This window comes from Pseudomonas sp. 31-12 (assembly GCF_003151075.1).
In the GTDB taxonomy this organism is placed as follows: Bacteria; Pseudomonadota; Gammaproteobacteria; order Pseudomonadales; family Pseudomonadaceae; genus Aquipseudomonas.
Map to the genome: position 1 here is coordinate 2,835,503 of NZ_CP029482.1, position 24,040 is coordinate 2,859,542.

Consider the following 24,040-nt stretch of genomic DNA (forward strand, 5'->3'; position numbering starts at 1 on the left):
GGTCTTCTGTCAGGCCATCCTGCTATTGCTGTGAACAGCACGAGGTGCAAAAGCATGAAAGGATTTCGACGGTTGCTGGCCGTTGCCCTGGCCACGTTGGGTGTGTTGAGTTCACCCGTTCCGGTATCCGCTGCCCAGGCGCCGATTCACTTCGCCGACCTGAACTGGGAAAGCGGCAGCCTGATCACCGACATCCTGCGGATCATCGTCGAGAAGGGCTACGGCCTGCCGACCGACACCTTGCCCGGGACCACCATCACCCTGGAAACCGCCTTGGCCAACAATGACATTCAGGTCATTGGCGAAGAGTGGGCCGGTCGCAGTCCGGTCTGGGTCAAAGCTGAAGCCGAGGGCAAAGTCGTGAGCCTGGGCGATACGGTCAAGGGCGCGACTGAAGGCTGGTGGGTGCCCGAATATGTGATCAAGGGCGACCCGGCCAAAGGTATCAAGCCGCTGGCCCCGGGTTTGCGAAGTGTCAGCGACCTGCCCAAGTACAAGGACGTGTTCAGCGATCCGGAAAGCCCGGGCAAGGGACGCTTCCTCAACAGCCCGATTGGCTGGACATCGGAAGTGGTGAACAAGCAGAAACTCACCGCCTATGGCCTGAACGACAGCTATGTGAATTTCCGTAGCGGTTCCGGGGCGGCGCTGGATGCAGAGATCAGTTCGTCGATCCGTCGTGGCAAGCCGGTGCTGTTTTATTACTGGTCACCGACGCCGTTGCTTGGGCGCTTCAAGCTGATTCAGCTGGAGGAACCGCCCTTTGATGCCGAAGCCTGGAAAACCCTGACGGACGCTGACAATCCCAATCCGAAACCGACGCGCTCGCTGGCCTCGAAGCTGTCGATCGGCGTGTCCACGCCCTTCCAGAAACAGTATCCGCAGATTGCCGATTTCTTCAGCAAGGTCGATTTTCCGATCGAACCCTTGAACAAGGCACTGGCCGAAATGAGCGAAAAACACACCCCGCCACGGCAGGCGGCAGAGGCGTTCATGAAGGCGCACCCAGAGGTTTGGCAGGCATGGTTGCCGAAGGATGTGGCGGATAAAGTCTCCGCCGAGTTGAAGTGATGAGTTTGATACCGCCTTCGTGAACTGGCTCGCTCACACATTGGATCTGCTGTGTTCACAAAAAACACGACGCAGCGATAAAGCAACGCGGCCATCTATGTGCGAGCAGTGCGGGCGAGTTTCATTCAGCGGCGCTTTACCGGCGTCGATAACAAATACCCTTACAAAAACGTTCAAGGAGGTTCATCCTGCTGCGACATTTCACGCTGGATGTCTGAATATGAGCCTGATGATCGCGCAAGGGATGGCTGCCATCTTCCTGTTGATCAGCCTGATCCACCTTTACTGGGCGGCAGGCGGCAAGTTGGGTAGCGAGGCGGCGGTGCCGCGAATATCGCCAGAGGGCGGCGGGGAACCCAGGCCGGCGTTCAAGCCGTCGGGGTTTGCCACGTTGCTGGTCGCGGTGGGATTGCTGTTGATCGCGATGCTGGTGTGCCTGCGGGTCGGGCTGTATTTGCCGACGGTGCAGCACTGGGCGCTGCAATGGGTGATCAGCGCCATTGCGATGCTGATGTTTGCCCGGGCGATCGGCGATTCGAATCTGGTCGGGTTCTTCAAGCAGGTCAAGGATTCGAAGTTTGCCCGGCTCGACACCTGGGCGTATTCGCCGTTGTGTGTGGTGTTGGGGGCGGGGTTGTTGGCAGTTGCCTGGATCTGAGTCGTTGCAGTAATAGCCATCGCGAGCAGGCTCGCTCCCACATTGGATTTTCAGTGAACACAGATTTTGTGTCTGACAGAGATCAACTGTGGGAGCGAGCCTGCTCGCGATGAGGCCCGCCCAATCAACAAAAACGTCTGAACCTAACTCCCGCTTTCCGTGCGCCGGCTACTCACCTCAGCCGGCACATCATCCCCCGCCATGCGCTTGCGAAACAGCGCCGCCCGCGCCAGCAGCAATGTTGTTACCGGCACCGTGATCGACAACAAGATCGGAATCAGCCAGGCATGCAGCACCGGCCCGGACTTGAGCGCCGAAAAGTAAATGATCGACGCCAGCGCCACACACCACGCCCCCAATGTCGAAGCCAGCGCCGGCGGGTGCATGCGCTGGAAATAATCCTTCATACGCACCAGGCCAATGGCGCCGATCAGCGCAAACACGCTGCCAAGCACCAGCAGGATCGCCACCGCAATCTCAATCCACAGAGACAGTTGCGTGTTCATTCGATCACCTCGCCACGCAGCAGGAATTTGGCCAGGGCAAACGAGCCGACGAAGCCGAACAGGGCGATCAGCAGCGCCGCCTCGAAGTAAGTGTCACTGGCATAACGAATGCCCAGCGCCAGCATCATCAGCATCGCAATGATGTACAGGTAGTCCAGCGCCAGAACCCGGTCCTGGGCCGACGGGCCTTTGAACAGGCGAATCAGGGTCAGAATCATCGCCAGGGAAAAAATGAACAGGCTCAGCAGGATCGCGTTCGACAGCAATTCGCTCATTCGAAGATCTCCATCAGGGGGCGCTCATAAGTCACCTTGAAGTGCTCGATAAACAGCGCTTCATCGTCCAGATCGAACACGTGCAGCAACAGGATGCTGCGGTCCAGCGCCAGTTCCGACCAGACGGTGCCGGGCACCACCGTGCAGATCATCGACAGCGCCGCGAGGCCGTTGGCGTCGCGCAAAGCCAGCGGTACTTTAACGAAACGCGAGCGCGGTGGGCGGCGACCAGCGTTGAGCACGCCCCAGGCGACGACGAGGTTGGACACCAGCACGTCGCGACCGACCATAAAGAACAAGCGCAGGATCACCCCTGGTCGACGAATTCGGATCGGCAGCGGCCGCAGCTTGCGCATCATCAGCGGCGCGCAGAGCCCCAGCATCGCGCCGAGCAACAGATTGCCGGGGCTCAGCGAGAGGTTCAGCAGCAGCCACAGCAGCCACAACGCCAGTGACAACCACGGTGCCGGAAACAGATGCTTCATGGCTGCACCTCCAGCATCGCCGCACGGGCTTCCGGGCTCGGCACCACACGCGTACCCAGCACCGCCATGACGTATTGCTGCGGATTGTTCAACGCATTAGCGGCCGCCTGGGTGTAGCGCAGCAGGGGTTCGGCCTTGAAGGTCAGCGCAACGCTCAGCCCCAGCAGGACGATGATTGGCACGCATTCGAAACGGCGCAGCAAGGGTGACGGCCGTTCTTCGGGGGTCCAGAAACGCTGGATGCCCAAGCGTGAGAAGGCAATCAGCGACGCCAGCCCGGACAGAATCAACAACGCCAGCAAGCCCCACGCCGCATTCGACACCGGTTCATCAGCGCCATTGCCCAACCCCAGCGGGTTAAGCAGGGCGCTGAGCAGGCTGAGTTTGCCGATAAACCCGGACAGCGGTGGCATGCCGATGATGAGCAGCGCGCAGGCAATGAAGCTCAAGCCGAGGAACGCCACGGTCCAGGGAATCACCTGGCCGACCACGGCTTTCTGCTCGTCATCGAGGTTGATGCCTTTGGGCGGTTGCAGGGATTCCATCGGCCGTGGCAGCAGGTCGCCGTCGTCGAACAGCGGCATTTCGTTGGCCGAACGGGAGCGCTCGATCAACTCGGCCAGAAGGAACAGCGCGCTCAACGCCAGGGTCGAGCTGACCAGATAGAACAGCGCCGCACCGATCAGGTTCGGCTGGGCGAAACCGATGGCCGACAGCAGGATCCCGGCCGACACCAGAATGCTCAGGCTGGCCAGGCGTTCCAGCCGTTGCGCGGCGAGGATCGCCACGCCGGCGCAGGCGATGGTCGCCATGCCGCCGTAGATCAGCCAGTCTCCGCCAAAGTACGCCGACGCCCCGGCCTGCCCGGAAAACAGCAGGGTCCACAAGCGCAGCAAGGTGTACACGCCGACCTTGGTCATGATCGCGAACATCGCCGCCACCGGCGCGCTGGCCGCCGAATAGGCCGGCACCAGCCAGAAGTTCAGCGGCCACATCCCGGCCTTGGCCAGGAACGCTACGGCGAGAATTCCCGCGCCGGCATGCAGCAGGCCGCGATCGGCTTCCGGCACCAGCGGGATTTTCAGCGCCAGGTCGGCCATGTTCAGCGTGCCAGTGACGCCATAGATCAGCGCCGCGCCGATCAGAAACAGCGACGACGCCAGCAGGTTGATCGAGATGTAATGCAACCCCGACGACACCCGCGCCCGGCCCGAACCGTGGAGCATCAGGCCGTAGGAGGCTGCCAGCAGCACCTCGAAGAACACGAACAGGTTGAACAGGTCCGCCGTCAGGAACGCGCCGTAAAGTCCCATCATCTGAATCTGGAACAACGCATGGAAACTCGAACCGGCGCCGTCCCAACGGGCCATGGCAAACAGCAAGGCGCTGACGCCGATGATCCCGGTCAGCACCAGCATCAACGCCGACAGGCGATCGACCACCAGCACGATACCAAACGGCACCTGCCAGTTGCCCGGCAGGTAGACACCGATCGAGCCCGGCACGCCGGTGGTTTGCGTCCATTGCAGCAACAGCACGGAAATCCCCAGGCCCAGCAGGCTGGAGAACAGGTTGATCTTGGCTTTCAACGGGCGGTGTTTCTCGCCGAGCATCAGCATGATGGCGGCGGTCAGCAGCGGCAGCAGAATCGGTGCAGCGATCAGGTGCGTCATCGCAGTCATTCTTTAGGCTCCCGGCCATCGACATGGTCGGTCCCGGTCAAGCCCCGGGAGGCGAGCAACACCACTAGAAACAGCGCGGTCATGGCGAAGCTGATCACGATGGCGGTCAGCACCAGCGCTTGCGGCAAGGGGTCGGTGTAATGCAGCAAGTCCTGCGGCACGCCGTCCTTGATGATCGGCTCCTTTCCGATAAACAGGCTGCCCATGCTGAAGATGAACAGGTTGACGCCGTAGGACAGCAGGCACAGGCCCATCACCACCTGAAACGTCCGTGGTCGCAGGATCAGCCAGACGCCGGACGCGGCCAGTACGCCGATGGCGATTGCGATGACTTCTTCCATCAGACGGCTCCTTTGGTGGCGACGGATCTGGGCAGGGCTGCGGTCTTGTGACCCCGAACCGATTGGTGGGCGAGGGCGGTGAGGATCAACAGCGTCGAACCGACCACCACGGCGTACACGCCGATGTCGAAGAACAGTGCGCTGGCGATGTGAATGTCGCCGAGCACTGGCAGTTCGAAATGCCAGGTGTGGGTGGTCAGGAACGGATACCCGACCGCCATCGCACCGAGCCCGGTGACCGTGGCGAACAGCAGGCCGGTACCCATCCAGCGCAGCGGTCGCAAGCTCATTTGCGCCTCGACCCACTGGGTGCCGGCGACCATGTATTGCAGGATGAACGCGACCGACATCACCAACCCGGCGACAAACCCGCCGCCCGGTTGGTTGTGCCCGCGCATGAACAGGTAGAAGGACACCACCACTGCAATCGGCAACAGCAGGCGCACCAGCACCGCCGGAACCATCATGAAGCCGAGCGCGGTGTCGCTGGCGTGACGCGGGTTGACCAGGTCGGTGACGACGTCGGGTGCGAGCAGGCGTTGCTGGGCCGGTAACTGCAGGCTTTCTTTCGGCGGACGGAAGCGTCGCAGCAGGGCGAATACGGTCAGGGCTACGGCCGCCAATACGGTGATTTCACCGAGGGTGTCAAAACCGCGGAAGTCCACCAGCATCACGTTGACCACGTTGCTGCCGCCGCCTTCGGGCAGGGCGCGGCTGAGGTAGAACGAGGAAATGTGGTTCGGCGTCTGGCGCGTCAGCATCGCGTAGGACAGCAACGCCATGCCGCCACCGACCACGGTCGACAGCAGCAAGTCGCGGATACGCCGCACGCGCGCCTTGCGCAGGGTGCTCGGCAGTGGCGACACCTCTTCGATCCGGCGGGGCAACCAGCGCAGACCGAGCAGGATCAATACCGTGGTCACCACTTCGACCACCAGTTGCGTCAGCGCCAGGTCCGGCGCCGAGAACCACACGAATGTGACGCAAGTCATCAGGCCGCAGACGCTGACCATGGTCAGGGCCGCGAGCCGGTGATACTTGGCCTGCCACGCCGCGCCGAGGGCACAGGCAATCGCCAGCAGCCAGAGGGTCACGAACACGATCGAGCCGGGAATCTTCGGCCGGTCGCCCCAGCTCAGGCTGCTGTGCAGCATCGGGATCAATCCGGCAAACACCGCTGCGAGGACCACCAGGAATAATTGGGTTTGCAGGCGTTTGGTGCTGACCCGCCGCTCCAGCCGACGGGCCAGGCGCATCATGATCACCAGGCTGCGCTCGAACTGGCGCTTGCCGTTGAACCGGCCAATGATCGGCGGGTATTTGAAGCGCCCGAGTTTGAGCTGATTGCGCAACAGCAGATAGAGCAAGATGCCGCAGGACATGGCGATCAGGCTCATGATCATCGGCGCGTTCCAGCCGTGCCAGATCGCCAGGCTGTATTCGGGCAAGGTTCCGCCCACCACTGGCAGGGCCGCCGCGGCCAGCAACGGGCCGACCACTTGCGCCGGGAAAATCCCCACGATCAGACACGCGAACACCAGCAACTCGACCGGCGCGCGCATCCAGCGTGGCGGTTCGTGCGGGGTGTGGGGCAGGTCGGTGGCGGTCGGGCCGAAGAACACGTCAACGGTGAAGCGCAGCGAGTAGGCGACGCTGAAGGTGCCGGCGATGGTCGCAACGATCGGCAAGGTCATCTCGACCCAGGCCGTGGCGTTGATGAACACGGTTTCGGCGAAGAACATTTCTTTTGACAGGAAGCCGTTGAGCAGCGGCACACCGGCCATCGAGGCGCTGGCGACCATGGCCAGGGTAGCGGTGAACGGGATCAGCTTGATCAGGCCACTGAGCTTGCGAATGTCACGGGTGCCGCTTTCGTGGTCGATGATCCCGGCGGCCATGAACAGCGAGGCCTTGAAGGTCGCATGGTTGAGGATGTGAAACACGGCGGCCACGGCGGCCAGTGGGCTGTTCAGGCCCAAAAGCAGGGTGATCAGGCCGAGGTGGCTGATGGTCGAGTAGGCCAGCAAACCCTTGAGGTCGTTCTGGAACATCGCGCAGTACGCGCCGAGCAACAGGGTGCACGCGCCGGCGCCGCTGACGATGTAGAACCATTCTTCACTGCCGGACAGCGACGGCCAAAGTCGCGCGAGCAGGAACACCCCGGCCTTGACCATGGTTGCCGAGTGCAAATAGGCCGAAACCGGTGTCGGTGCCGCCATCGCATGGGGCAGCCAGAAGTGGAAGGGGAATTGCGCACTTTTACTCAGGGCGCCGATCAGGATCAGGGGTAGCAGGATAGGGTAGAGGTGGTTCGCGCGAATCAGGTCGCCGGCGGCCAGGACCTTGTCCAGGTCATAGCTGCCGACCACATGGCCGAGCAGCATGACCCCCGCCAGCAAGCACAAGCCGCCGGCACCGGTGACCATCAATGCCATATAGGCGCCGCGTCGCGCATCGGCGCGGTGATGCCAGTAGCCGATCAACAGGAAGGAAAAGAGGCTGGTCAGCTCCCAGAAAAACACGATCTGGATCAGGTTGCCGGAGATCACCAACCCAAGCATCGCGCCCATGAACGCCAGGAAAAAAGCGAAGAACCGCGGCACCGGATCGTCCGGCGACATGTAATAGCGGGCGTATAAAGAAACCAGCGTGCCGATGCCCAGCACCAGCATCGAGAACAGCCAGGCGAAACCGTCCATGCGCAGGACGAAGTTCAGGCCCAGGCTGGGCAGCCAGAAGAACTCTTCACGAATGACGCCGCCATCGGCGATTTGCGGGTACAGAAGGGCAACCTGCACGGTGCCTATCAAGGCAACCAGGCCAGCCAACAAAGATTCGGTGTTACGCGCGTTGTGAGGCAGCAATGCCGCCAGACAGCTGCCGATAAAAGGCAGAAGCAGTAGAACTATCAGGGACATAGGCTTCTAATCTGCGGAAGTTTGTGAAGCATCATACGTGCCAGCTCCCCGATCACCAAACGCCAAGCTGTCGCAGAATCCTACAAGGTAGACGGAAAAACCCTGATTCACATTGTTTCAACGGGCTGTATTCAGCAGGTCTGGCCTCTTCGCGAGCAAGCCTGCTTCCACAGTGGATTTACTGTGTACACATAACCTGGGCACAACACAGTTCCAGTGTGGGAGCGGGCTTGCTCGCGAAGGCGATCTACCATACGCCACAGATAATGCGGCTTAACCCTGAGTTTCGCGTTCCAGCTCTTCCTCCGCCGCAGCCGCCTTACCCTTGGTCTTCAACTCACTCACAATCACCGCCGCCACAATCAAACCCGCACCCACCAGCGCAATCGCCGGCAACCGCTCCCCGGCGATCCGCCCGACAATCCCGGCCCACACCGGCTCGCCCGCATAGATCAGCGTCGCCCGGGTCGGCGAAACGCTTTTCTGCGCCCAGTTCATCGCCACCTGGATCGCCGCACTCGCCGCGCCCAAGCCCAGCGCACTGCACAGCAACAACCATGAGAAATCCGGAATCACTTCCTGAGTCGGCACCACCATCAGGAACGACAGCACCGACGTGGTTGCCAGTTGCACCACCGTTACCCGCCGCACATCGACCTGGCCGGCATAGGTGCTGATCAAAATGATCTCCGCCGCAATCGCCACGGCGCTGATCAACGTGGCGATTTCACCGGGACTGAAATTAAAGGAAGCACCAGCCGGCCCGGACAGCAGCATCAACCCGGTAAACGCCAGCATGATGCCGATGCTCGGCATCAGCCCCGGACGCCGCCCCAGCACCAGCCATTGCAGCAATGGTACGAAGGGCACGTACAACGCGGTGATAAACGCCGACTGACTGCTGGGAATGCTCTGCAAACCCACGGTCTGCAAGCCGTAGCCAAGCATGATCGCCACGCCGATAAAGGCACCGGCCTTGAGTTCGAACAGGGTCAGTTCCCGCAGATAACGCCAGGAGAACAGCGCAACAATGATCGCCGCCGCGGCAAAGCGCAGGCCGACGAAAAACATCGGTCCGCTGACGGTCATCGCATGCTGCACCAGCAAGAATGTCCCGCCCCAGACCATGGTGATCAGCACGAGCACGCACTCGGCTTTGCTGAACCGCGAGAAACGGGAAGAAGTGTTCACAGACGTCATGACCTTGCGTACTACCTGAGGGCGACGCACAATGCGCCGAATGTTGCGCAGTATACTGCCCAACCCCACCGAGTGAGCAATATAGTGCACAAAGATTCTCCCCAGCGGGCTTCGGTCCTCCAGCACGTCAGCCAGAACGTCCGACGCCTGCGCCATGCCGCCGACATGAGCCAGACCGCGCTGGCCGAAAAGTCCGGGGTCAGTCGCCGCATGCTGGTGGCCATCGAGGCCGGCGAGAAGAACGTCAGCCTGACCACCCTCGACCGCGTGGCCGAAGCGCTGGACGTGGCGTTCAGCGATCTGATCCAGGCCCCGGATGCCCGCGACCCGAGCCGCATCAACGAAGTCGCCTGGGCCGGGACGATTCCTGGCAGCAAAGCCGTTTTGCTGTCCAAAGCCACCGCCACTCGCGAAGTGGAACAGTGGGAGTGGTGCCTGCAACCGGGGGAGGTTTATCCGTCGCAGCCGGATGCGGAGGGCTGGAGTGAACAGATCTATGTGTTCGAAGGCTGCCTGACGTTGATGCTGGGCGATACCCCCCATGAGATCGCGGCCGGCGAGTTCTACATGTTTGCCAGCGACCAGCCCCATGCCTATCGCAACGAGGGGCCGGTGGCGGCGCGATTTGTGCGAAACGTGGTGATCTAAGCCCTGATTACCGCTCATCGGAAATGAGCGCATACCTGTTATTTCTGACAGTAGACGTTAAACGTCATTGAGCTCTCAATAGCGTTCAGCGCTTCATAACTTCAGCGGTGCAAATTATCTGCTGATAGCGCTTCTCTCGAACGTGTACTAGAAGGAATCAGGAAATGGATTTGGACCCGCTTAAAATTAAAGAAGCTATCGATGGGGTGATCACGATGTCGGCGGTCGAAGAGGGCGGGACGGCTATTATTCCTCCTCTGACTAATCCAAGACCTAATGATGAATGTGAAATTTTCATTAACGGAAAACCTGTTGTCTCCATTTCTTTCCCGGAGCCGGACGATGAAGAAAGAACAGTGCTGATACCAAAACAGGCCTTCCTAGATAACTCCGGTCAGGGGCCGGTACCATTTCGATATGTTATCTATTCGGGAGGCATGGGTAACGACATCCCATCCAAATCAGTTGATTATAAAATTCAGTTGGCTTGAGGTCGGTTTAAGCCTTCCTGTCTTTAAGCAGAGAGGCTACGAAATTAATTTTGACTGTGGTTCAACTGAATGCCCGGCGCTCTGTCAACCAGAGCGCTGAGTATTTCCTTTACATGCTGTTGCTCAAGCAACAGGTAAACGTCAGTTCGCTGCATATTCTTTATCGGATAATGCATGTTTTTTTGCATAACCAGTTGAATAATAAGGAATAGATATTCTGGCACGACTTGTGAAAGAGATCTCGGGTACTTACCCGAAATCCGGAGTCGGCCCATGACAACCTCTGTCCAAACCTCTCGCACCGCCCACGTCATCCACTCTGACGCCGAAGCCATCGCCGTCGCTCACAAGCTCGCCGCACGCTTCGCCGTCGAGGCCAGTGTCCGCGACCGTGAACGACGCCTGCCCGTCGCCGAGCTCGACGAGTTCTCCGCCAGCGGTCTCTGGGGCATCACCGTTCCCAAGCCATACGGCGGCGCCGGCGTTTCCTACGTGACCGTCGCCGAAGTGATCAAGATTATTTCCGTCGCCGACTCATCCCTTGGCCAAATTCCGCAAAACCACCTCGGCGTCCTCGACATCCTGCTGCAAACCGCCACCGAAGAGCAGAGGCGCTACTACTTCGGCAAAGTGCTGCAGGGCTATCGTTTCGGTAATGCCTTCTCCGAATCCAAAAGCAAAAACGCCGGTGCCTTCGAAACCCGCATTCGTTTCGACAAAGCCGGCACGGATTTCGAGATCCACAAACGGCTCAAGCAGAACATCCTCGACAAGGGCAAAAGCGACCTAAAGGACCTGAAGAATTTCGGCAGCGTCTACTACAACTCCGGGCTGGTGAACGCCGCCGTAATGGTTGAAGCGATCCGCACCGCCCAAGGCAAGTTCGGCAAGCGCCCGCTCAATGGCGAGGAAGGGCGCTGGGGACTGGAACACTTGAACATCGACGATGCGCGGCTCAAGGACATGGGCTACTTCGGTTTGATGCAGAACCTCAAGCTGTCCTGCAAGGATCACGAGGGTGGCGGGTCGGCGCGGGTCCAGCAGTGGGACGGCGCCAACTGGACGGTGATCAGCGACTGGATCGCGGCCGACCGCGCGCTGTTGCGGCCATTGATCGACGAGAGATCCACCGCCTTCGCCAAGGAAAAAGGCCTTACGCCACGCACCTGCACCGGGGATGAATAAACCATGAGCCACGCCGCCAGCGACATTGCTGCCCAGGACCTGTTGCAGGTCAAAGACATCGAGGTGATTTACGACGGTGCGATCCTGGCCGTGGCGGGCGTGTCGCTGACGGTGCCCAAGGGCGGCATCGTTGCGTTGCTCGGTGCCAACGGCGCGGGCAAAAGCACCACGCTCAAGGCGATTTCCGGGTTGGTGCGCGCCGAGCGGGCAGAGGTCAGTCATGGGAGCATCGAGTTTCTCGGGCGCGATACGGCCGGTGTCGATCCCAACCTGCGGGTGCGCCAGGGCATGGTCCATGTGCTGGAAGGTCGCCATGTGTTCCCGCAACTGACGGTCGAGGACAACCTGCGCAGCGGCGGGTTTGTCCGGCGTTTGAGCCGTCAGGACATGGCCCGTGATCTGGAGCGCATCTACGCTTGGTTTCCGCGCCTGAAAACCAAGCGCAAGACCCAGGCCGGGCTGACATCCGGCGGCGAGCAGCAGATGGTCGCCATCGGTCGGGCGTTGATGACGCGTCCTACTTTGGTACTGCTTGATGAACCTTCCATGGGTTTGGCGCCTATTATCGTCCAGGAGATTTTCGAGATCGTCGCGCCACTCAATCGCGACGAGCAGGTGAGCTTCCTGATTGCCGAGCAAAACATTAACGTGGCACTCAACTACGCATCGACGGCCTACGTCCTCGACACCGGTCGAGTGGTGCTGTCCGGGAGCAGCGAGGCACTGCTGGTGCGGGGCGATCTGCACGATTTCTATTTAGGTAAACATTGACCAGTGAGAGCGCCATGACTCAAACCCAACGCGCACAGGCGACCGACGCCATCCGCCACGCGGACATCCTGATCGTCGGCGGCGGCCTCAGCGGCGCGATGCTGGCGGCGCAGTTGCTGCGATTGCCCGGCAAGCGTTCGGTGCTGGTGATTGAGCCGCGCGCTGAACTTGGCCGGGGCGAGGCGTACAGCGCGGTCGAGCTGGGCCATACGCTCAACGGCAACGCCGCCCGTATGAGCGTGGAACCAGACAACGCCGACGACCTGACCCAATGGCTGACCGAGCACATCGCGGCGGGTGGCTGGCCGGAGTCGGATGAGCAGCATGTGCCGGTCAGCGAATTGTTCCCGCCTCGGGGGCTGTTCGGTGTGTATGTGCAGCAGCGTCTGGCCGAGGCGCAAGCGGTGGGGGCGGTGAACGGTTCAACGGTCGAGCATGTGCGGGCCGAGGTGGTTGATCTGCAAACCCGCGATGATTCGGTGTTGCTGACCTTGAGTGACGGGCAACGCTTGCAAGGCGCCTACGCGGTGCTGGCCACAGGGATGTTTCCCGCTGCGCGCACACCGCAGACCGAGTCCAGCGGCTTGAACGCTGCGGCGCTGGACCCGTGGGACGTCGCGGCCATGCGCCGGTTGGACCCGCAGTCGACGGTGCTGATCATCGGCTCGGGCCTGACCATGGTCGATGCCGTGGTGTCGCTGGAGCAGGCCGGGCATCGCGGGCCGATCGAAGTGTTTTCCCGTCACGGCTTGCTGCCACATGTGCGCCGGCAACCGCCGGCCTGGGTGGATTTTCTCGCCGAGGATCAAAGCATTCGCACACCTCGACAGTTGGTGCGCGAGCTGCGCTGGCACTGCCGGGACGCCATCGCTCAAGGCATCGACTGGCAGGCGCCGCTCGACACCGTGCGGGCACATATTGGCCGGTTGTGGAATCAGGCGACGGACGTGCAGCGACGGCAATTTGTGCGGCATGTGCGGCCATGGTGGGAAAGCCATCACCACCGCTCGCCACCGTTGAGTGCCGAACTGGTTGCACGGCTGCACGAGGAAGGGCGGTTGCGGATTCAGGCGGCGTCGTTCAAAGGGCTGGAATCGACGGTCGAGGGGCGGGTGAGCATTCGCATCCGCCGTCGTGGTGAGGTTGAAACCACGGTTGTGAGCGGCGCGGCGTTGATCAATTCCAGCGGCATTGAATACGACTGGCGCCGGGTGGCTCGACCGTTACCGCAGCAACTGTTGGCTCGCGGGCTGATTCAACCGGGGCCGTTGGCGTTGGGGATTGCGGCTGCAGTTGATGGCGCAGTGCTGGACGCTGACGGGAAGATCGCCGAACGCCTGTTCGCCATGGGCCCGCCGTTGCGCGGCATGTGGTGGGAAAGCACGGCTGTCACCGACGTGGCGAGCCAGGCCAAAGCCCTCGCCGAACGACTCGCCCGGATTTTGTAGCAGCTGCCGTTGTGGCGAGGGGATAAATCCCCTCGCCACAATGCAAGCTCGACAGCTGTTACGGGATCAATGATCACCTGAAATGAAGAAACCCCGGGTAGATCGGATCTACCCGGGGTTTCTTGTTTCAAGCAGGCCAAAGCCGTTAATCAATAACGCTGATACTTCGAGCCAAACTCAGGGCGGTTTTCAGCGACGTAGAGTTTGCTGGCCTGGCTGTCTTTGTGATCAACGCCGACAGTGTTTACGTTCACTGTTGCCGGTTGGCTGACTTTAGCGGCTGCAACAATTTGCGAGGTGGCGTGTGGGGCAGCGATGGCGGAAGTAGCGCCAAGGACCGACAGGGCGAAACCGAGACCGATGATGCTTTTCATGATGTTGCTCCAGTAGAGTGGGGAGAAGATGTGGCCACTGTAGGGCTGGAGCGTCGCAATGAGAAAACACCTTTGCGCATAGTTGTTATCACGCGCGTTGATCCACGGTCAGCGGGGCAGGTTATCGCTGAGCCAGCGTTGCTTGAGTTGTTCGAGGCGTCCGTCGCGGCTCATTTCCTCCAGGGCCTGCTGCCAGCGCGCCACCTGACGGGCATCGATGAGCGGAGAAAACGCAATGTAGGCGCCTTGCTTCATCAGCGGCATCTGGTAATGCAATTGACTCGGCGCCAGGCCTTCTTCCCGCGCCAGGGCGGCGATGGAGAGGGTGTCCGCCACCACGAATTCGGTACGGCCGAGGCGCGCCAGACGCATCATTTGTTCGGGCGTTTCCACGCCGTATAGGTTGTTCAAACCCTGCTTCTGCAAGTAGCTGTAGACCAGCCATTTTCGTGGGACAACGATGCGGCCCACGCTAACGGCGTCCTGCAAGCTGCGCACCGGTTGTTGGGCGTCATTGGCGGAGTAGAGCGCCGTTTCCACTTCCATCAACGGGCCGACCCATTGGTACTGGCCATCGCGCTCGGCGGTGCGCAACACGGTAAACACCGCGGTGGCCGGCTCGGTGGCGGCGACACGCAAGGCGCGCAGTAAAGGGACTTGTTGAAAATGCACCTGATCGCCGGCGCTTTCGGCCAGCGCCTGCACCACATCCACACCAAACCCCACCAGTTGGTTGCCTTGCTGGAAATGCAGGGGCGGATGGTTGTCGGTGAGCAGGTCCAGATCGGCCGCCACCGCAGTGAATGTCAGGAAAGACAGCAGGCAACCGGCAATGCGCTTCATGAATCGTCCTTGATTGAATGAGGTGCAAATCTTAGTACGGGCTCATTCAGCTGTCTCGGGAATTTGTCGGACTATTTCGACAGATTTCAGGATTTATGGCTTTAGTGCAGGAACATAGGCAAAACACTAAACAACTGTGGGAGCGGGCTTGCTCGCGAAGAGGTCCTGTCAGTCGACATCATTGCCGTCTGACACACCGCTTTCGCGAGCAAGCCCGCTCCCACATTTCGATCTCTGCTGTGTTGTCGAGCTTGCTCAGTAGCGCTGATATTTCGAACCGAACTCAGGGCGGTTTTCCGCGACGACCACACCCCCTTGTACGGCATTCTTCGGGCTGATCAGCGCGACACGTTCGCGCAGTTCTTGCAGACGATCAGCGCCACCTTCGGCGACGCGATTCTCGATCAGGCGATCGGAGCCGCCTTCAGCGATACGGTTCTTTTGCAGGTTTTCAGAGCCATATTCAGCGACGCGATTCTGTTGCAGGCGGTCCGAACCACCTTCCACCAGCAGTTGCTGGATCTGGCTGTGGGACGCAGCGCTTGAGGTATTCGCCGATGCCAGGTTCGACAGGCCGAGACCGCCTACCAGTGCCAGACCGAGTGCCAGGGACGAGACTTTCGAGAAGTTGAACATGGTTGATTCTCCGTGCGCTTGAGTGTGTGGGTCGGTAGCTGCTGCTATCCGGTGAACACAGTTAAACGCCGGGGTGTATCGGTGATGTGTGCTTGAACGAGCTGAAATCGGCTTCTACGTATCCGTTCGGGGTTCTTATACAGACGGATACAAAACCCTTCGATTTTCTACTCCTGTAGCAGCTGCTACAGGGTTTGTGGCGGGAGGGTGAGTTCAGCGCACAAACCGCCGCCTTCGCGGTTGCTCAAGGTCAGCGAGCCGCCGATGGCCAGGGCCAGTTGTTGCGCGATGGCCAGGCCCAGGCCGGTGCCGCCGGTGCTGCGGTTGCGCGAGTTTTCGACGCGGTAGAACGGCATCAGGACTTGCGCCAATTCTTCTTCGGCAATCCCCGGCCCTCGGTCCAGCACCTTTATTGAATGGCTGCCGTCGGCCTTCGATACCACCTGCAATTCGGCGGCACCGGCGAACTTCAGCGCGTTATCCGTCAGGTTGACCAGTACCCGGCGCAGGGCATGCGGGCGCGTGTCGATGACCCCGGCGTTGTCGCCGCTAAGCTCCACGGCCTTGCCCATGTCCTGATAGTCGTAGACCAGGCTGTTGAGGAACGAGTCCAGATTGATCCGGCAACTGGCTTCGGTGGAACCGTGAACGCTGCGGGCATAGGCCACGCCTTCGCGCACCAGGTGCTCGATTTCGCTGAGGTCGTTGGAGAGTTTTTCTTTCTCGCTGGAATCGTCCATGAATTCGGCCCGCAGTTTCATGCGGGTGATCGGGGTTTGCAGGTCATGGGAAATCGCCGCCAGCAGCTGCATGCGTTCTTTCAGGTAGGCGGCAATGCGCGCCTGCATGGCATTGAACGCCCTGGCGGCATGGGCGACTTCGGTCGGGCCTTTTTCGTCCAGATGCACCGCGTGGGTGTTCGGGTCCAGGGTGTCGACTGCTTGAGCGAGGCGGGTTAGGGGGCGGATGGCGACCCGTACCGCGAGCCAGGTGCAGATCAATAGAAGGGTCAGTTGCACCAATAGCACCATCGGCAACCAGGAGGACAACGGCATCACCGACGGCCGGACATCGATGGTCAGCGGGCTGCCGTCGGCGAGTTTCAGATGGGCCTGGAAATGCTGCTGCGCGCCTTCGATGCGAGTGAAGGTGAGGGCATATTGCTCGCCGACAGCGTCCTGGATGGACTGCACCGCGTCGTGGGCATCCTTGAGATTGATTGGCGTGCCTGGCAGGCCTTCGCCCAGCGAGTAGCGATAGGTGCGGCGCTCGAAGCGGGGCACCCAATCAGCGCGCTCGGCGGCCGGCAAGCGGTCGAGGATCGAGACCGCGATCGACACGTCATTTTCCAGGTTGCCCAGCAGCATGGCTTCGGCGCTGCGATAACGCTCGTAGAACTGCACGCCGAACGACAGGCCATGGGCGACGATCAGGCCGGCCAGGAAAATCAGCGACAACCGGGACGCCAGCGTACGCGGCCAATACAGGGCTAGCTTCATGATTCTGTGCCGAGCAATTCCACGGGGTAGGAGAAGACGTAGCCTTCGCTGCGCACGGTCTTGATGTAGGTCGACTCCCGGGAGTCATCCATCAGCCGTTGGCGCAGGCGGCTCACCAGCAAGTCGATGGAACGGTCGAACAGGTCGGCGTCGCGGCCCTGGGTGAGGTTGAGCAACTGGTCGCGACTGAGCACGCGCTGCGGGTGATCGAGGAACACCCGGAGCAAGCGGTATTCGGCGCCACTGAGCGCGACCATCGTGCCGTCTTCGTCCAGCAGATGGCGGGCGGTGGTGTCCAGGCGCCAGCGGCCGAAACCCAGCAACCGGCCGCTTTCGGTGATCAGCAGGTTGGGCGGCAGCATCCGGGTGCGGCGCAGCACGGCGTTGATCCGTGCCAACAGTTCGCGGGCGGCGAACGGTTTGGTCAGGTAGTCGTCGGCGCCCATTTCCAGGCCGAGGATGCGGTCGGTTTCGTCGTTGCGGGCGGTGAGCATCAGGATCGGCGTGGCCTTGTGCTTGCCCGAGCGCAGCTCGCGGCACAGCAGCAGGCCGTCATCGCCGGGCATCATGATGTCGAGCACGATCAGGTCCACGGTGTTGGTTTCGAGAAAGCTGCGCATCTGCCGGCCGTCGGCGACCACCGTGGTGCGCAGGCCGTTCTTCTTCAGGTAATTACCGACCAGTTCGCGGATCTCGCGATCGTCGTCAACGATCAGGATGTGGTTCACGTGTTCCATTGTTCAACCCTCTTGTTATTCGCACGTCGCGCATTCTAGGGAGCCGCATCGCGCCTGCCTGCCGGCCTTTGTATCTCACTGTATCTGGAGGCGACTTTGATACATGGGCATACAAGGCGGCTTTTTTCAGGTGTGGGTGTATCGAACTGTATCGGGTGCGCTGTGTGACACCTTACACCTTGATAATCCCGGTTTTGCGACACATGGCAGATACCTCGGGCCGGTTAAATGGGTTCCATCGAGGCAGGATGACTTGCCTCGCTCCACTGCCCATCGACTTAGAGGACATGATCATGAATTGGAACAGATTGGTTGCCGCTGGCTTCTTTGCTGTCCTGAGCGTTGCGGCGTTTTCGGCGCATGCGGATGTTCAGGCTCGCAGCAGCCACCTGGACATCAAGAAGGTGATTTCAACTGTAGAAGATGGCGGGGCGAATTGCGGGATTGTGAATGCGCGGATGACGTATCTGGATTCGAGCGGTACGCAGAAGGTGCTGGATTACAGCAAGTTCGCGGCGTGTGGCAATCAGGGCGGTTGACCTTGGCGGCCTTCGGGCCGACCAGGTTTCCCCCAGGTGTACAGACATTCCCTGTGGGAGCTGGCTTGCCTGCGATGGCGGCCTGAAAGCCGACCAATTTCTAGCGGATGTACACCAAACCTTGTGGGAACGGGCTTGCTCGCGAAGGCGGTGTGCCATTCAACATTAATGTTGGTTGACACTCCACCATCGTAAGCAGGCTCGCTCCTACAAGGGTATTGGGTGTTTGTCAGACGCCATTTATCACGCAACCACCCGGTAACACGGAACATAAGCCGCGCCACCCGGCAGTTTCATCCGATGCTGCGCAACAAACGCCTTGAGCAGTTGATCAAGCGGATGCATGACCGCCGCATCGCCACGGATCTGATACGGCCCGTGTTCTTCGATCAGGCGGATACCCTTGTCCTTGACGTTGCCGGCGACGATGCCGGAGAACGCGCGGCGCAGGTTGGCGGCCAGTTCGTGAGGGGGCAGGTCGCGGCTGAGTTTCAGGTTGGCCATGTTTTCGTGGGTCGGGTCGAACGGGCGCTGGAAGCCTTCGTCGATTTTCAGCAGCCAGTTGAAATGGAACGCGTCATTGCGCTCGCGGCGGAACTGTTTGACCGCCTTGAGGCCTTGGGTCATGTGGCGCGCGACTTCAGCCGGGTCATCGATGATGATTTCGTAGTGTTGTTTGGCGGCGTCACCCAGTGTCGCGCCGACGAACGCGTCCAGTTGTTCCAGATACGGCGCCGCATGTTTCGGCCCGGTGAGGACGACCGGGAAGGGCACGCCGGCGTTGTCCGGGTGCATCAGGATGCCGAGCAGGTACAGGAACTCTTCGGCCGTGCCGGCGCCGCCCGGGAAAATGATGATGCCGTGGCCCACGCGCACGAAGGCTTCCAGACGTTTTTCGATGTCTGGCAGGATCACCAGTTCGTTGACGATCGGGTTCGGCGCTTCGGCGGCGATGATGCCGGGCTCGGTCAGGCCGAGGTAGCGGCCACCGTGGATACGCTGTTTGGCGTGGGCGATGGTCGCGCCTTTCATCGGGCCTTTCATCACGCCAGGGCCGCAACCGGTGCAGATGTCGAGGCTGCGCAGGCCCAGTTCGTGGCCGACTTTCTTGGTGTATTTGTATTCTTCAGTGTTGATCGAGTGGCCGCCCCAACACACCACGATCTTCGGTTCGACGCCGGGGCGCAGGGTGCGGGCGTTGCGCAGCAGGTGGAAGACGTAGTCGCTGATGCCTTGGGAGGTGCTCAGGTCGATGCGCTGGGCGTCGAGTTCGTTTTCGGTGTAGACGATGTCACGCAGGGCGCTGAACAGCATTTCCCGGGTGCTGGCGATCATTTCGCCGTCGACGAAGGCGTCGGCCGGGGCGTTCAGCAGTTCCAGGCGCACGCCTCGGTCCTGCTGATGGATGCGGATTTCGAAGTCTTTATAGGCTTCGAGGATGGTCTTGGCGTTATCAACATGGGCGCCGGTATTGAGGATGGCCAGGGCGCACTGGCGAAATAGGGTGTAGGTGCTGCCGGATCCGGCTTCGCTCAGTTGCTGTACTTCACGTTGAGAAAGGGTTTCCAGGCTGCCTTTAGGGCTGACGGAGGCGTTGATTACTTGTCGTTGGGTCATTCAATGATCCTTAAAACGATGCCGTTCATACCCGCAAATGGCATCCGAATAGTATGTATCCATGAAAGAAGATGGCACGAACTGCGCGGTATCGCCATGTTCCCCGATTGACGATGAAAAGATGAAGAGGCGCCCAGCATAGCTAAATCCTGCGCAGGGGCGATAATGCCCCGCAGTCTTTTTGCTCACCGAGCCTTTTACCATTGATGCAAGGAACCCCGTCACGATGTTCGAAATCCAGCCGATGAACGCCGAACGCTTTCGACAACAGACGCGACGCAGTACGGTGATTATTGCCCTGATTTTCCTGGCCCTGGCGATGGTGCTGTCCACCACGGCGGTGGCGTTGTTCGGTGAACCCGGGGGCGACAATCTGCGGTTTAACGTCGGCGGCGTGTTTGTCGCGGTGTTGGCGATGGTGGCGCTGATGCGCGGCACGTTCTGGTCTCAGGCGTGGATGGCGCCGGCGGTGTATGGCTGGCAGCTCAAGCGCAGCCTGATGAGCATCACCAATGTGATGCATCAGTTGACGGCGGCGGTAGAGGCGGGTGATCCGACGGCCATGAAACTGCTGCGTTTCTACCACCTTGGCTTGAGCCAGATGCACGAACTGGATGGCAATTCCAGCGATCATGGCCAGTTGAGCCGGGAAATGGAGCAACACAAGGCGCGGATGGAAGCGCTGGGCCTCGACACCGAACAGACGCAGTTGAATCCCGCCTGGCTTGAAGCGGTCAAGCAGACGTCGAATTAAAATCCGTGGTGTGGCTCATCACCCCGACATAAACCCTTCACAACGCTAACAGATCGCCTATCTTGTTTCTGATGGGGCACCGCGATCCACAACTGGATGGGGCTAAAAGGGCGAACGGGAAAAGTCGCCATGTCATAACGATTCAGGGAGCGTCATGGGACATCCGTCCATCAACGACCGAATTGAACACACCCGGCCCACCGTGCCTTGGGAGCCCGAACCGATTGAGTCCCGGGTCAGGGTTCGCTATGCGGTTGTCCTGCTGGTGGCGGTGTGTCTGTCGTTAACGACCATTGTGATCTGGGAAGCCTGGAGCTCACGTCAGTACCATTTGCATGACAAAGAAGTGGCGATGTCCAACCTGGCCCAGACCTTGGCATCGCAAGCGCAATCGTCGATCAAGCAGGCCGATACGCTGCTGTTTACCTTGGTGGACCGCATCGAAAACGAGGGCTTGAACCCGGTGCAGTTGCCCAGATTCAGACGTTTGCTCGCCACCCAGCGCAGTGAGCTGGCCCAGCTCCATGGCTTGTTCGTATTTGACGAAAAAGGCGGGTGGATCGCCAATTCCAACGGCGCGGATATGCCCGGTGCGAACAATTCCGACCGTGAATATTTCATTTACCATCGTGATCATCCTGACCGAGGCCCCCATATCGGTCCGTCGATCAAGAGTCGCTCGACCAGCGAATGGATCATGACCGTGTCACGCAGGATCAACCACCCGGATGGCAGTTTCGCCGGTGTGGCGCTGGCAACGATCTACCTCAACCATTTCCTCGGGCTGTACGACAGCATCGACATGGGCAAGAACGGCGTGATCAACCTGATCGCCGACGACGCCAGCATCGTCGTTCGCCGACCATTCAACGAAGCAGAAGTGGGCACCAGCGTCGCCAAGGGGCCGCTGTTCATGCAGCTGTTGCCCAAGGGCAATTCCGGCACAGCCACCGTCCAGTCTTATGTGGATGGTGTCGAGCGCGTGGTCGGGTTCCGAAGAGTCGATGGTTATCCGCTGATCGTCTTCGCCGGCCTGGACAAGCAAGACGTCCTGGCCGGTTGGCGCGAGGAGTCAATCCTCAGCGCCGGCATCGTGCTATTGCTGCTGGTGTTCCTGGGAGGGCTCGGTTATCGCCTGATTCGCTTCATGAAGCAGCAGAATCACATTCAAAGCGTATTGCTCGATGCCCAAGAGAAGCTCATCGAGGTCAACCGCAGCCTTGAATTGCTGGCGCTCGAAGACGCACTGACCGGGCTTTCCAACCGGCGTCAGTTCGATCTGTTTATTCTCGCGGAAATGGGCCGTGCCCGGCGCACGGTGACTCACCTCGCCATGCTGATGATCGATGTCGATCACTTCAAGAGCTTCAACGATCGATACGGGCACGTGGCAGGCGATGAGTGCCTGCGCAAAATCAGCGCGATCATCAAGGACAACATAAAGCGCCCCGGCGATCTGGCCGCCCGCTATGGCGGCGAGGAGTTTACGGTGGTGCTGCCCGGCACCGATTATGTGGGGGCGTTCCTGGTCGCTGAAAAAATCCGCCGCGCGGTCCAGCAGGCCGGTATCGAACACAGCGAATGCCCGGAAGGGACGGTGACCGTCAGTGTCGGGGTGTGCGCCTACAACCCGTCCTCCCAGGATCAGCCCGACGACCTGGTCAGCGCTGCGGACAAGGCCTTGTATGTGGCCAAGGCCAGTGGGCGGAACATGAGCGTCATTGCCAACTGAATTCAAACGAAGCGATCACTACTTTTTCTCTCTGTTCTCGGCGGGTGTTTCAGGCGGCTCGGCGTAACTTCCACAACCTGATCAGCCGAAGATAGACCACGACGTTGATCGCCAGCACCACACTGCCCAGCGCCAGTTGAATCGCGGGTGTCAGCCCGGCCGGGTAGATGACCGGCCACACGTAATGTTCAATGAAACCACCGCCGTAACCGGTTTGCCCGGCGGCCTGGCGCATGAGGTTTTCCCATTGCGTCAGCGGGCATGGCAGGTGAAAAACCTCCACACTCACGCCCCACACAGCCGCGGGCAGGTGCCACCAGATCAGGGGGCGCCATTTGAGCACCAGCAGCCCGCCGAACAGCACGAACAGAATGAACAGCAAGTGAAACAGCACCAGCCCATCGGCTGCGATCCGGTAAAGCATGTCGACTCCCTGACGCGTTAGGCGAATGGCTCCATGGTACTCGCGTTCTCTTCATTACAGCGGTTCAGCGCCATTCGGCAGGCGTTGCCCGCAAGTGCGCAAGATTGTTCAAGCCATCGACCGCAACTGCTGGCACAGTCTGGCGTCTTTCCCTGGTTGTAGAGCGTTATGTCGAACTCACTCATGCCGCGCAGTGCCTTTCTTCGCGGCGCCGTAGCGATCATGCCGTTGTCCCTGGCGACTGCGCCCTGGGGGTTGCTGGCCGGGTCCATGGCCATCGAGGCCAATCTCACGCCGCTGCAAGGTCAGGGCTTGTCGAGCATCGTGTTTGCCGGTGCAGCGCAACTGGTGGCCATCGGCATGCTCAAGGGCGGTGCCGGGATCTTTTCGATTCTGCTGACCACGCTGCTGCTGACCTCGCAGCATTTGCTGTACGGGATGAGCATGCGTTCGGTGATTTCACCGCTGCCGGGCCGTTGGCGTGTGGGGCTGGGCTTTTTGCTCACTGATGAGCTGTTCGCCCTGACCAGCCAGCATGACAAGCAGCAGTTCAATCGCTGGTATGCCCTGGGCGTGGGCCTGACGTTCTACATCGCCTGGAACCTGTTCACGCTCGCGGGCATCGTCCTGGGCAGCAGCATTCCCGGACTCGAACACCTGGGGCTGGACTTTTCCATTGCCGCGACTTTTATCGCCCTGATCACCCCGGTGGTGCGCAGCGTTCCCACGGTGGTCTGCGTCGCGGTTTCGCTGTTTTGTTCAGTGCTGTTCAGCTACTGGCAATGGGGCTCGGCGCTGGTGCTGTCGGGGTTGGCGGGCATGACTGCAGGTTTCATCTGCAACAAACTCTACATGGGGCGCACATGATGGTCTGGGCTGTGATTATCGGGATGGGCGTGCTCGTCTTTCTGAACCGCTACGTGTTCCTCGAACCTCGACTGCCGCTGCGCCTGAGCAGCAATGCCCGGCAGTTCCTCGGTTTTGCCGTGCCGGGGATGTTGACCGCGATCTGCGGACCGATCGTGTTCATGCCGGACAAACAGCTGAATCTGCAGTGGGACAATCCGTACCTGATCAGTTCGCTGGTGGCGGTGGGGTTGGTGCTGTACACCCGCAATACTTTGCTCAGCATGTTGTTGAGCATGGGGTTTTTCTTTTTGCTGCGTTGGTGGCTTTGAGTCGGGCTTTGGAAATTGTTCTACGCTT

General features: G+C 60.3%; 26 protein-coding genes. 12 read left to right on the top strand and 14 right to left on the bottom strand.

The genetic code is table 11. The features are described 5' to 3' along the window. Nucleotides 1-54: 54 nt before the first annotated feature. Entirely contained in the window at nt 55-1,071 is a 1,017-nt protein-coding gene (locus DJ564_RS13325; protein WP_109629928.1) for an ABC transporter substrate-binding protein, read from the top strand. 220 nt (nt 1,072-1,291) lie between these two features. Next, a complete protein-coding gene (locus DJ564_RS13330; RefSeq protein WP_109629931.1) occupies nt 1,292-1,729 on the top strand; it encodes a DUF3995 domain-containing protein in 438 nt (145 codons plus the stop codon). Nucleotides 1,730-1,872: 143 nt separating this feature from the next. On the opposite strand, the gene DJ564_RS13335 is transcribed toward DJ564_RS13330, so the two are convergent. The 7 genes from DJ564_RS13335 to DJ564_RS13365 form a co-directional block, all read right to left on the bottom strand. Beyond that, complete coding sequence (locus DJ564_RS13335; protein WP_109629933.1) at nt 1,873-2,235, bottom strand: Na+/H+ antiporter subunit G; 363 nt, start codon at nt 2,233-2,235, stop codon at nt 1,873-1,875. After that, a complete protein-coding gene (locus tag DJ564_RS13340) occupies nt 2,232-2,510 on the bottom strand; it encodes a K+/H+ antiporter subunit F (RefSeq protein ID WP_007935991.1) in 279 nt (92 codons plus the stop codon). Before DJ564_RS13340 ends, DJ564_RS13335 begins: the two co-directional genes overlap by 4 nt. Beyond that, entirely contained in the window at nt 2,507-2,995 is a 489-nt protein-coding gene (locus DJ564_RS13345) for a Na+/H+ antiporter subunit E (protein ID WP_109629936.1), read from the bottom strand. The genes DJ564_RS13340 and DJ564_RS13345 overlap by 4 nt, the downstream gene beginning before the upstream one ends. Continuing rightward, complete coding sequence (locus DJ564_RS13350) at nt 2,992-4,677, bottom strand: monovalent cation/H+ antiporter subunit D (protein ID WP_109629939.1); 1,686 nt, start codon at nt 4,675-4,677, stop codon at nt 2,992-2,994. Before DJ564_RS13350 ends, DJ564_RS13345 begins: the two co-directional genes overlap by 4 nt. After that, the gene (locus tag DJ564_RS13355; protein ID WP_007986256.1) at nt 4,674-5,018 is read right to left on the bottom strand and encodes a Na+/H+ antiporter subunit C; all 345 of its coding nucleotides are present in this window, start codon (nt 5,016-5,018) and stop codon (nt 4,674-4,676) included. Before DJ564_RS13355 ends, DJ564_RS13350 begins: the two co-directional genes overlap by 4 nt. Beyond that, complete coding sequence (locus DJ564_RS13360) at nt 5,018-7,936, bottom strand: monovalent cation/H+ antiporter subunit A (protein WP_109629941.1); 2,919 nt, start codon at nt 7,934-7,936, stop codon at nt 5,018-5,020. Before DJ564_RS13360 ends, DJ564_RS13355 begins: the two co-directional genes overlap by 1 nt. 273 nt (nt 7,937-8,209) lie before the next feature. Next, entirely contained in the window at nt 8,210-9,226 is a 1,017-nt protein-coding gene (locus DJ564_RS13365; RefSeq protein WP_109629944.1) for a DMT family transporter, read from the bottom strand. Here DJ564_RS13365 and DJ564_RS13370 point away from each other — a divergent pair. The 5 genes from DJ564_RS13370 (at nt 9,221) to DJ564_RS13400 (ending at nt 13,679) form a co-directional block, all read left to right on the top strand. Further along, nucleotides 9,221-9,784: a helix-turn-helix domain-containing protein gene (locus DJ564_RS13370; protein WP_109629947.1), complete on the top strand. Its 564-nt coding sequence runs from the start codon at nt 9,221-9,223 to the stop codon at nt 9,782-9,784. The two genes, DJ564_RS13365 and DJ564_RS13370, sit on opposite strands and share 6 nt — an antisense overlap. A 164-nt stretch (nt 9,785-9,948) precedes the next feature. Continuing rightward, a complete protein-coding gene (locus DJ564_RS13375; protein WP_109629949.1) occupies nt 9,949-10,275 on the top strand; it encodes a hypothetical protein in 327 nt (108 codons plus the stop codon). A gap of 273 nt (nt 10,276-10,548) precedes the next feature. Continuing rightward, a complete protein-coding gene (locus tag DJ564_RS32785; RefSeq protein ID WP_371922065.1) occupies nt 10,549-11,460 on the top strand; it encodes an acyl-CoA dehydrogenase family protein in 912 nt (303 codons plus the stop codon). 3 nt (nt 11,461-11,463) lie between these two features. Continuing rightward, entirely contained in the window at nt 11,464-12,231 is a 768-nt protein-coding gene (locus tag DJ564_RS13395; RefSeq protein WP_109629954.1) for an ABC transporter ATP-binding protein, read from the top strand. 14 nt (nt 12,232-12,245) lie between these two features. Next, on the top strand, nt 12,246-13,679 hold the full coding sequence (locus DJ564_RS13400) for an FAD/NAD(P)-binding protein (RefSeq protein ID WP_109629957.1): 1,434 nt from the start codon (nt 12,246-12,248) through the stop codon (nt 13,677-13,679). Nucleotides 13,680-13,828: 149 nt separating this feature from the next. Here the strand turns inward: DJ564_RS13400 and DJ564_RS13405 are convergent, their stop codons facing one another. From DJ564_RS13405 to DJ564_RS13430, 5 genes are all read right to left on the bottom strand, one after another. After that, nucleotides 13,829-14,053 carry a hypothetical protein gene (locus DJ564_RS13405; RefSeq protein ID WP_109629960.1) on the bottom strand — a complete coding sequence of 75 codons (225 nt, stop codon included), beginning with the start codon at nt 14,051-14,053 and terminating at the stop codon, nt 13,829-13,831. A 108-nt stretch (nt 14,054-14,161) separates the two neighbouring features. Continuing rightward, nucleotides 14,162-14,896, bottom strand: coding sequence for an ABC transporter substrate-binding protein (locus DJ564_RS13410; RefSeq protein ID WP_109629963.1), 735 nt, complete (start codon nt 14,894-14,896; stop codon nt 14,162-14,164). Nucleotides 14,897-15,151: 255 nt separating this feature from the next. Further along, nucleotides 15,152-15,532 (bottom strand): hypothetical protein, encoded by a 381-nt coding sequence (locus DJ564_RS13420; RefSeq protein WP_109629965.1) that lies wholly within the window; start codon nt 15,530-15,532, stop codon nt 15,152-15,154. Nucleotides 15,533-15,717: 185 nt separating this feature from the next. Then, nucleotides 15,718-17,031, bottom strand: a complete 1,314-nt coding sequence (locus tag DJ564_RS13425) for an ATP-binding protein (protein ID WP_109629968.1) — start codon at nt 17,029-17,031, stop codon at nt 15,718-15,720. Next, complete coding sequence (locus tag DJ564_RS13430; protein WP_109629971.1) at nt 17,028-17,768, bottom strand: response regulator; 741 nt, start codon at nt 17,766-17,768, stop codon at nt 17,028-17,030. Before DJ564_RS13430 ends, DJ564_RS13425 begins: the two co-directional genes overlap by 4 nt. A 293-nt stretch (nt 17,769-18,061) precedes the next feature. On the opposite strand from DJ564_RS13430, the gene DJ564_RS13435 reads away from it, so the two are divergent. Next, the gene (locus DJ564_RS13435; RefSeq protein ID WP_109636025.1) at nt 18,062-18,307 is read left to right on the top strand and encodes a DUF2790 domain-containing protein; all 246 of its coding nucleotides are present in this window, start codon (nt 18,062-18,064) and stop codon (nt 18,305-18,307) included. Nucleotides 18,308-18,550: 243 nt separating this feature from the next. Here DJ564_RS13435 and ppnN read toward each other — a convergent pair whose 3' ends face one another. Beyond that, complete coding sequence (gene ppnN, locus DJ564_RS13440; RefSeq protein ID WP_109629974.1) at nt 18,551-19,924, bottom strand: nucleotide 5'-monophosphate nucleosidase PpnN; 1,374 nt, start codon at nt 19,922-19,924, stop codon at nt 18,551-18,553. Between the two features lie 226 nt (nt 19,925-20,150). Between ppnN and DJ564_RS13445 the strand changes: the two genes are divergently transcribed. Together DJ564_RS13445 and DJ564_RS13450 are read left to right on the top strand one after the other, a co-directional pair. Continuing rightward, complete coding sequence (locus tag DJ564_RS13445) at nt 20,151-20,678, top strand: DUF3087 domain-containing protein (RefSeq protein ID WP_109629976.1); 528 nt, start codon at nt 20,151-20,153, stop codon at nt 20,676-20,678. Between the two features lie 154 nt (nt 20,679-20,832). Next, nucleotides 20,833-22,410, top strand: coding sequence for a sensor domain-containing diguanylate cyclase (locus DJ564_RS13450; protein ID WP_109629979.1), 1,578 nt, complete (start codon nt 20,833-20,835; stop codon nt 22,408-22,410). A gap of 49 nt (nt 22,411-22,459) precedes the next feature. Here DJ564_RS13450 and DJ564_RS13455 read toward each other — a convergent pair whose 3' ends face one another. Continuing rightward, complete coding sequence (locus DJ564_RS13455) at nt 22,460-22,834, bottom strand: DUF2784 domain-containing protein (RefSeq protein WP_109629982.1); 375 nt, start codon at nt 22,832-22,834, stop codon at nt 22,460-22,462. Between the two features lie 168 nt (nt 22,835-23,002). Between DJ564_RS13455 and DJ564_RS13460 the strand changes: the two genes are divergently transcribed. Together DJ564_RS13460 and DJ564_RS13465 are read left to right on the top strand one after the other, a co-directional pair. After that, complete coding sequence (locus tag DJ564_RS13460) at nt 23,003-23,701, top strand: AzlC family ABC transporter permease (RefSeq protein ID WP_109629984.1); 699 nt, start codon at nt 23,003-23,005, stop codon at nt 23,699-23,701. Next, entirely contained in the window at nt 23,701-24,012 is a 312-nt protein-coding gene (locus tag DJ564_RS13465) for an AzlD domain-containing protein (RefSeq protein ID WP_010455066.1), read from the top strand. Before DJ564_RS13460 ends, DJ564_RS13465 begins: the two co-directional genes overlap by 1 nt. Nucleotides 24,013-24,040: the final 28 nt, after the last annotated feature.

What these genes read in the sequence shown, in the direction of transcription:
- ppnN (WP_109629974.1), bottom strand. Translation starts at nt 19,924, where the DNA reads ATGACCCAACGACAAGTAATCAACGCCTCCGTCAGCCCTAAAGGCAGC.
- DJ564_RS13405 (WP_109629960.1), bottom strand. Translation starts at nt 14,053, where the DNA reads ATGAAAAGCATCATCGGTCTCGGTTTCGCCCTGTCGGTCCTTGGCGCT.
- DJ564_RS13460 (WP_109629984.1), top strand. Translation starts at nt 23,003, where the DNA reads ATGTCGAACTCACTCATGCCGCGCAGTGCCTTTCTTCGCGGCGCCGTA.
- DJ564_RS13340 (WP_007935991.1), bottom strand. Translation starts at nt 2,510, where the DNA reads ATGAGCGAATTGCTGTCGAACGCGATCCTGCTGAGCCTGTTCATTTTT.
- DJ564_RS13425 (WP_109629968.1), bottom strand. Translation starts at nt 17,031, where the DNA reads ATGAAGCTAGCCCTGTATTGGCCGCGTACGCTGGCGTCCCGGTTGTCG.
- DJ564_RS13445 (WP_109629976.1), top strand. Translation starts at nt 20,151, where the DNA reads ATGTTCGAAATCCAGCCGATGAACGCCGAACGCTTTCGACAACAGACG.
- DJ564_RS13330 (WP_109629931.1), top strand. Translation starts at nt 1,292, where the DNA reads ATGAGCCTGATGATCGCGCAAGGGATGGCTGCCATCTTCCTGTTGATC.
- DJ564_RS13355 (WP_007986256.1), bottom strand. Translation starts at nt 5,018, where the DNA reads ATGGAAGAAGTCATCGCAATCGCCATCGGCGTACTGGCCGCGTCCGGC.
- DJ564_RS13455 (WP_109629982.1), bottom strand. Translation starts at nt 22,834, where the DNA reads ATGCTTTACCGGATCGCAGCCGATGGGCTGGTGCTGTTTCACTTGCTG.
- DJ564_RS13345 (WP_109629936.1), bottom strand. Translation starts at nt 2,995, where the DNA reads ATGAAGCATCTGTTTCCGGCACCGTGGTTGTCACTGGCGTTGTGGCTG.
- DJ564_RS13335 (WP_109629933.1), bottom strand. Translation starts at nt 2,235, where the DNA reads ATGAACACGCAACTGTCTCTGTGGATTGAGATTGCGGTGGCGATCCTG.
- DJ564_RS13450 (WP_109629979.1), top strand. Translation starts at nt 20,833, where the DNA reads ATGGGACATCCGTCCATCAACGACCGAATTGAACACACCCGGCCCACC.
- DJ564_RS13410 (WP_109629963.1), bottom strand. Translation starts at nt 14,896, where the DNA reads ATGAAGCGCATTGCCGGTTGCCTGCTGTCTTTCCTGACATTCACTGCG.
- DJ564_RS13395 (WP_109629954.1), top strand. Translation starts at nt 11,464, where the DNA reads ATGAGCCACGCCGCCAGCGACATTGCTGCCCAGGACCTGTTGCAGGTC.
- DJ564_RS13420 (WP_109629965.1), bottom strand. Translation starts at nt 15,532, where the DNA reads ATGTTCAACTTCTCGAAAGTCTCGTCCCTGGCACTCGGTCTGGCACTG.
- DJ564_RS13350 (WP_109629939.1), bottom strand. Translation starts at nt 4,677, where the DNA reads ATGACTGCGATGACGCACCTGATCGCTGCACCGATTCTGCTGCCGCTG.
- DJ564_RS13360 (WP_109629941.1), bottom strand. Translation starts at nt 7,936, where the DNA reads ATGTCCCTGATAGTTCTACTGCTTCTGCCTTTTATCGGCAGCTGTCTG.
- DJ564_RS13465 (WP_010455066.1), top strand. Translation starts at nt 23,701, where the DNA reads ATGGTCTGGGCTGTGATTATCGGGATGGGCGTGCTCGTCTTTCTGAAC.
- DJ564_RS13435 (WP_109636025.1), top strand. Translation starts at nt 18,062, where the DNA reads ATGAATTGGAACAGATTGGTTGCCGCTGGCTTCTTTGCTGTCCTGAGC.
- DJ564_RS13375 (WP_109629949.1), top strand. Translation starts at nt 9,949, where the DNA reads ATGGATTTGGACCCGCTTAAAATTAAAGAAGCTATCGATGGGGTGATC.
- DJ564_RS13325 (WP_109629928.1), top strand. Translation starts at nt 55, where the DNA reads ATGAAAGGATTTCGACGGTTGCTGGCCGTTGCCCTGGCCACGTTGGGT.
- DJ564_RS32785 (WP_371922065.1), top strand. Translation starts at nt 10,549, where the DNA reads ATGACAACCTCTGTCCAAACCTCTCGCACCGCCCACGTCATCCACTCT.
- DJ564_RS13400 (WP_109629957.1), top strand. Translation starts at nt 12,246, where the DNA reads ATGACTCAAACCCAACGCGCACAGGCGACCGACGCCATCCGCCACGCG.
- DJ564_RS13430 (WP_109629971.1), bottom strand. Translation starts at nt 17,768, where the DNA reads ATGGAACACGTGAACCACATCCTGATCGTTGACGACGATCGCGAGATC.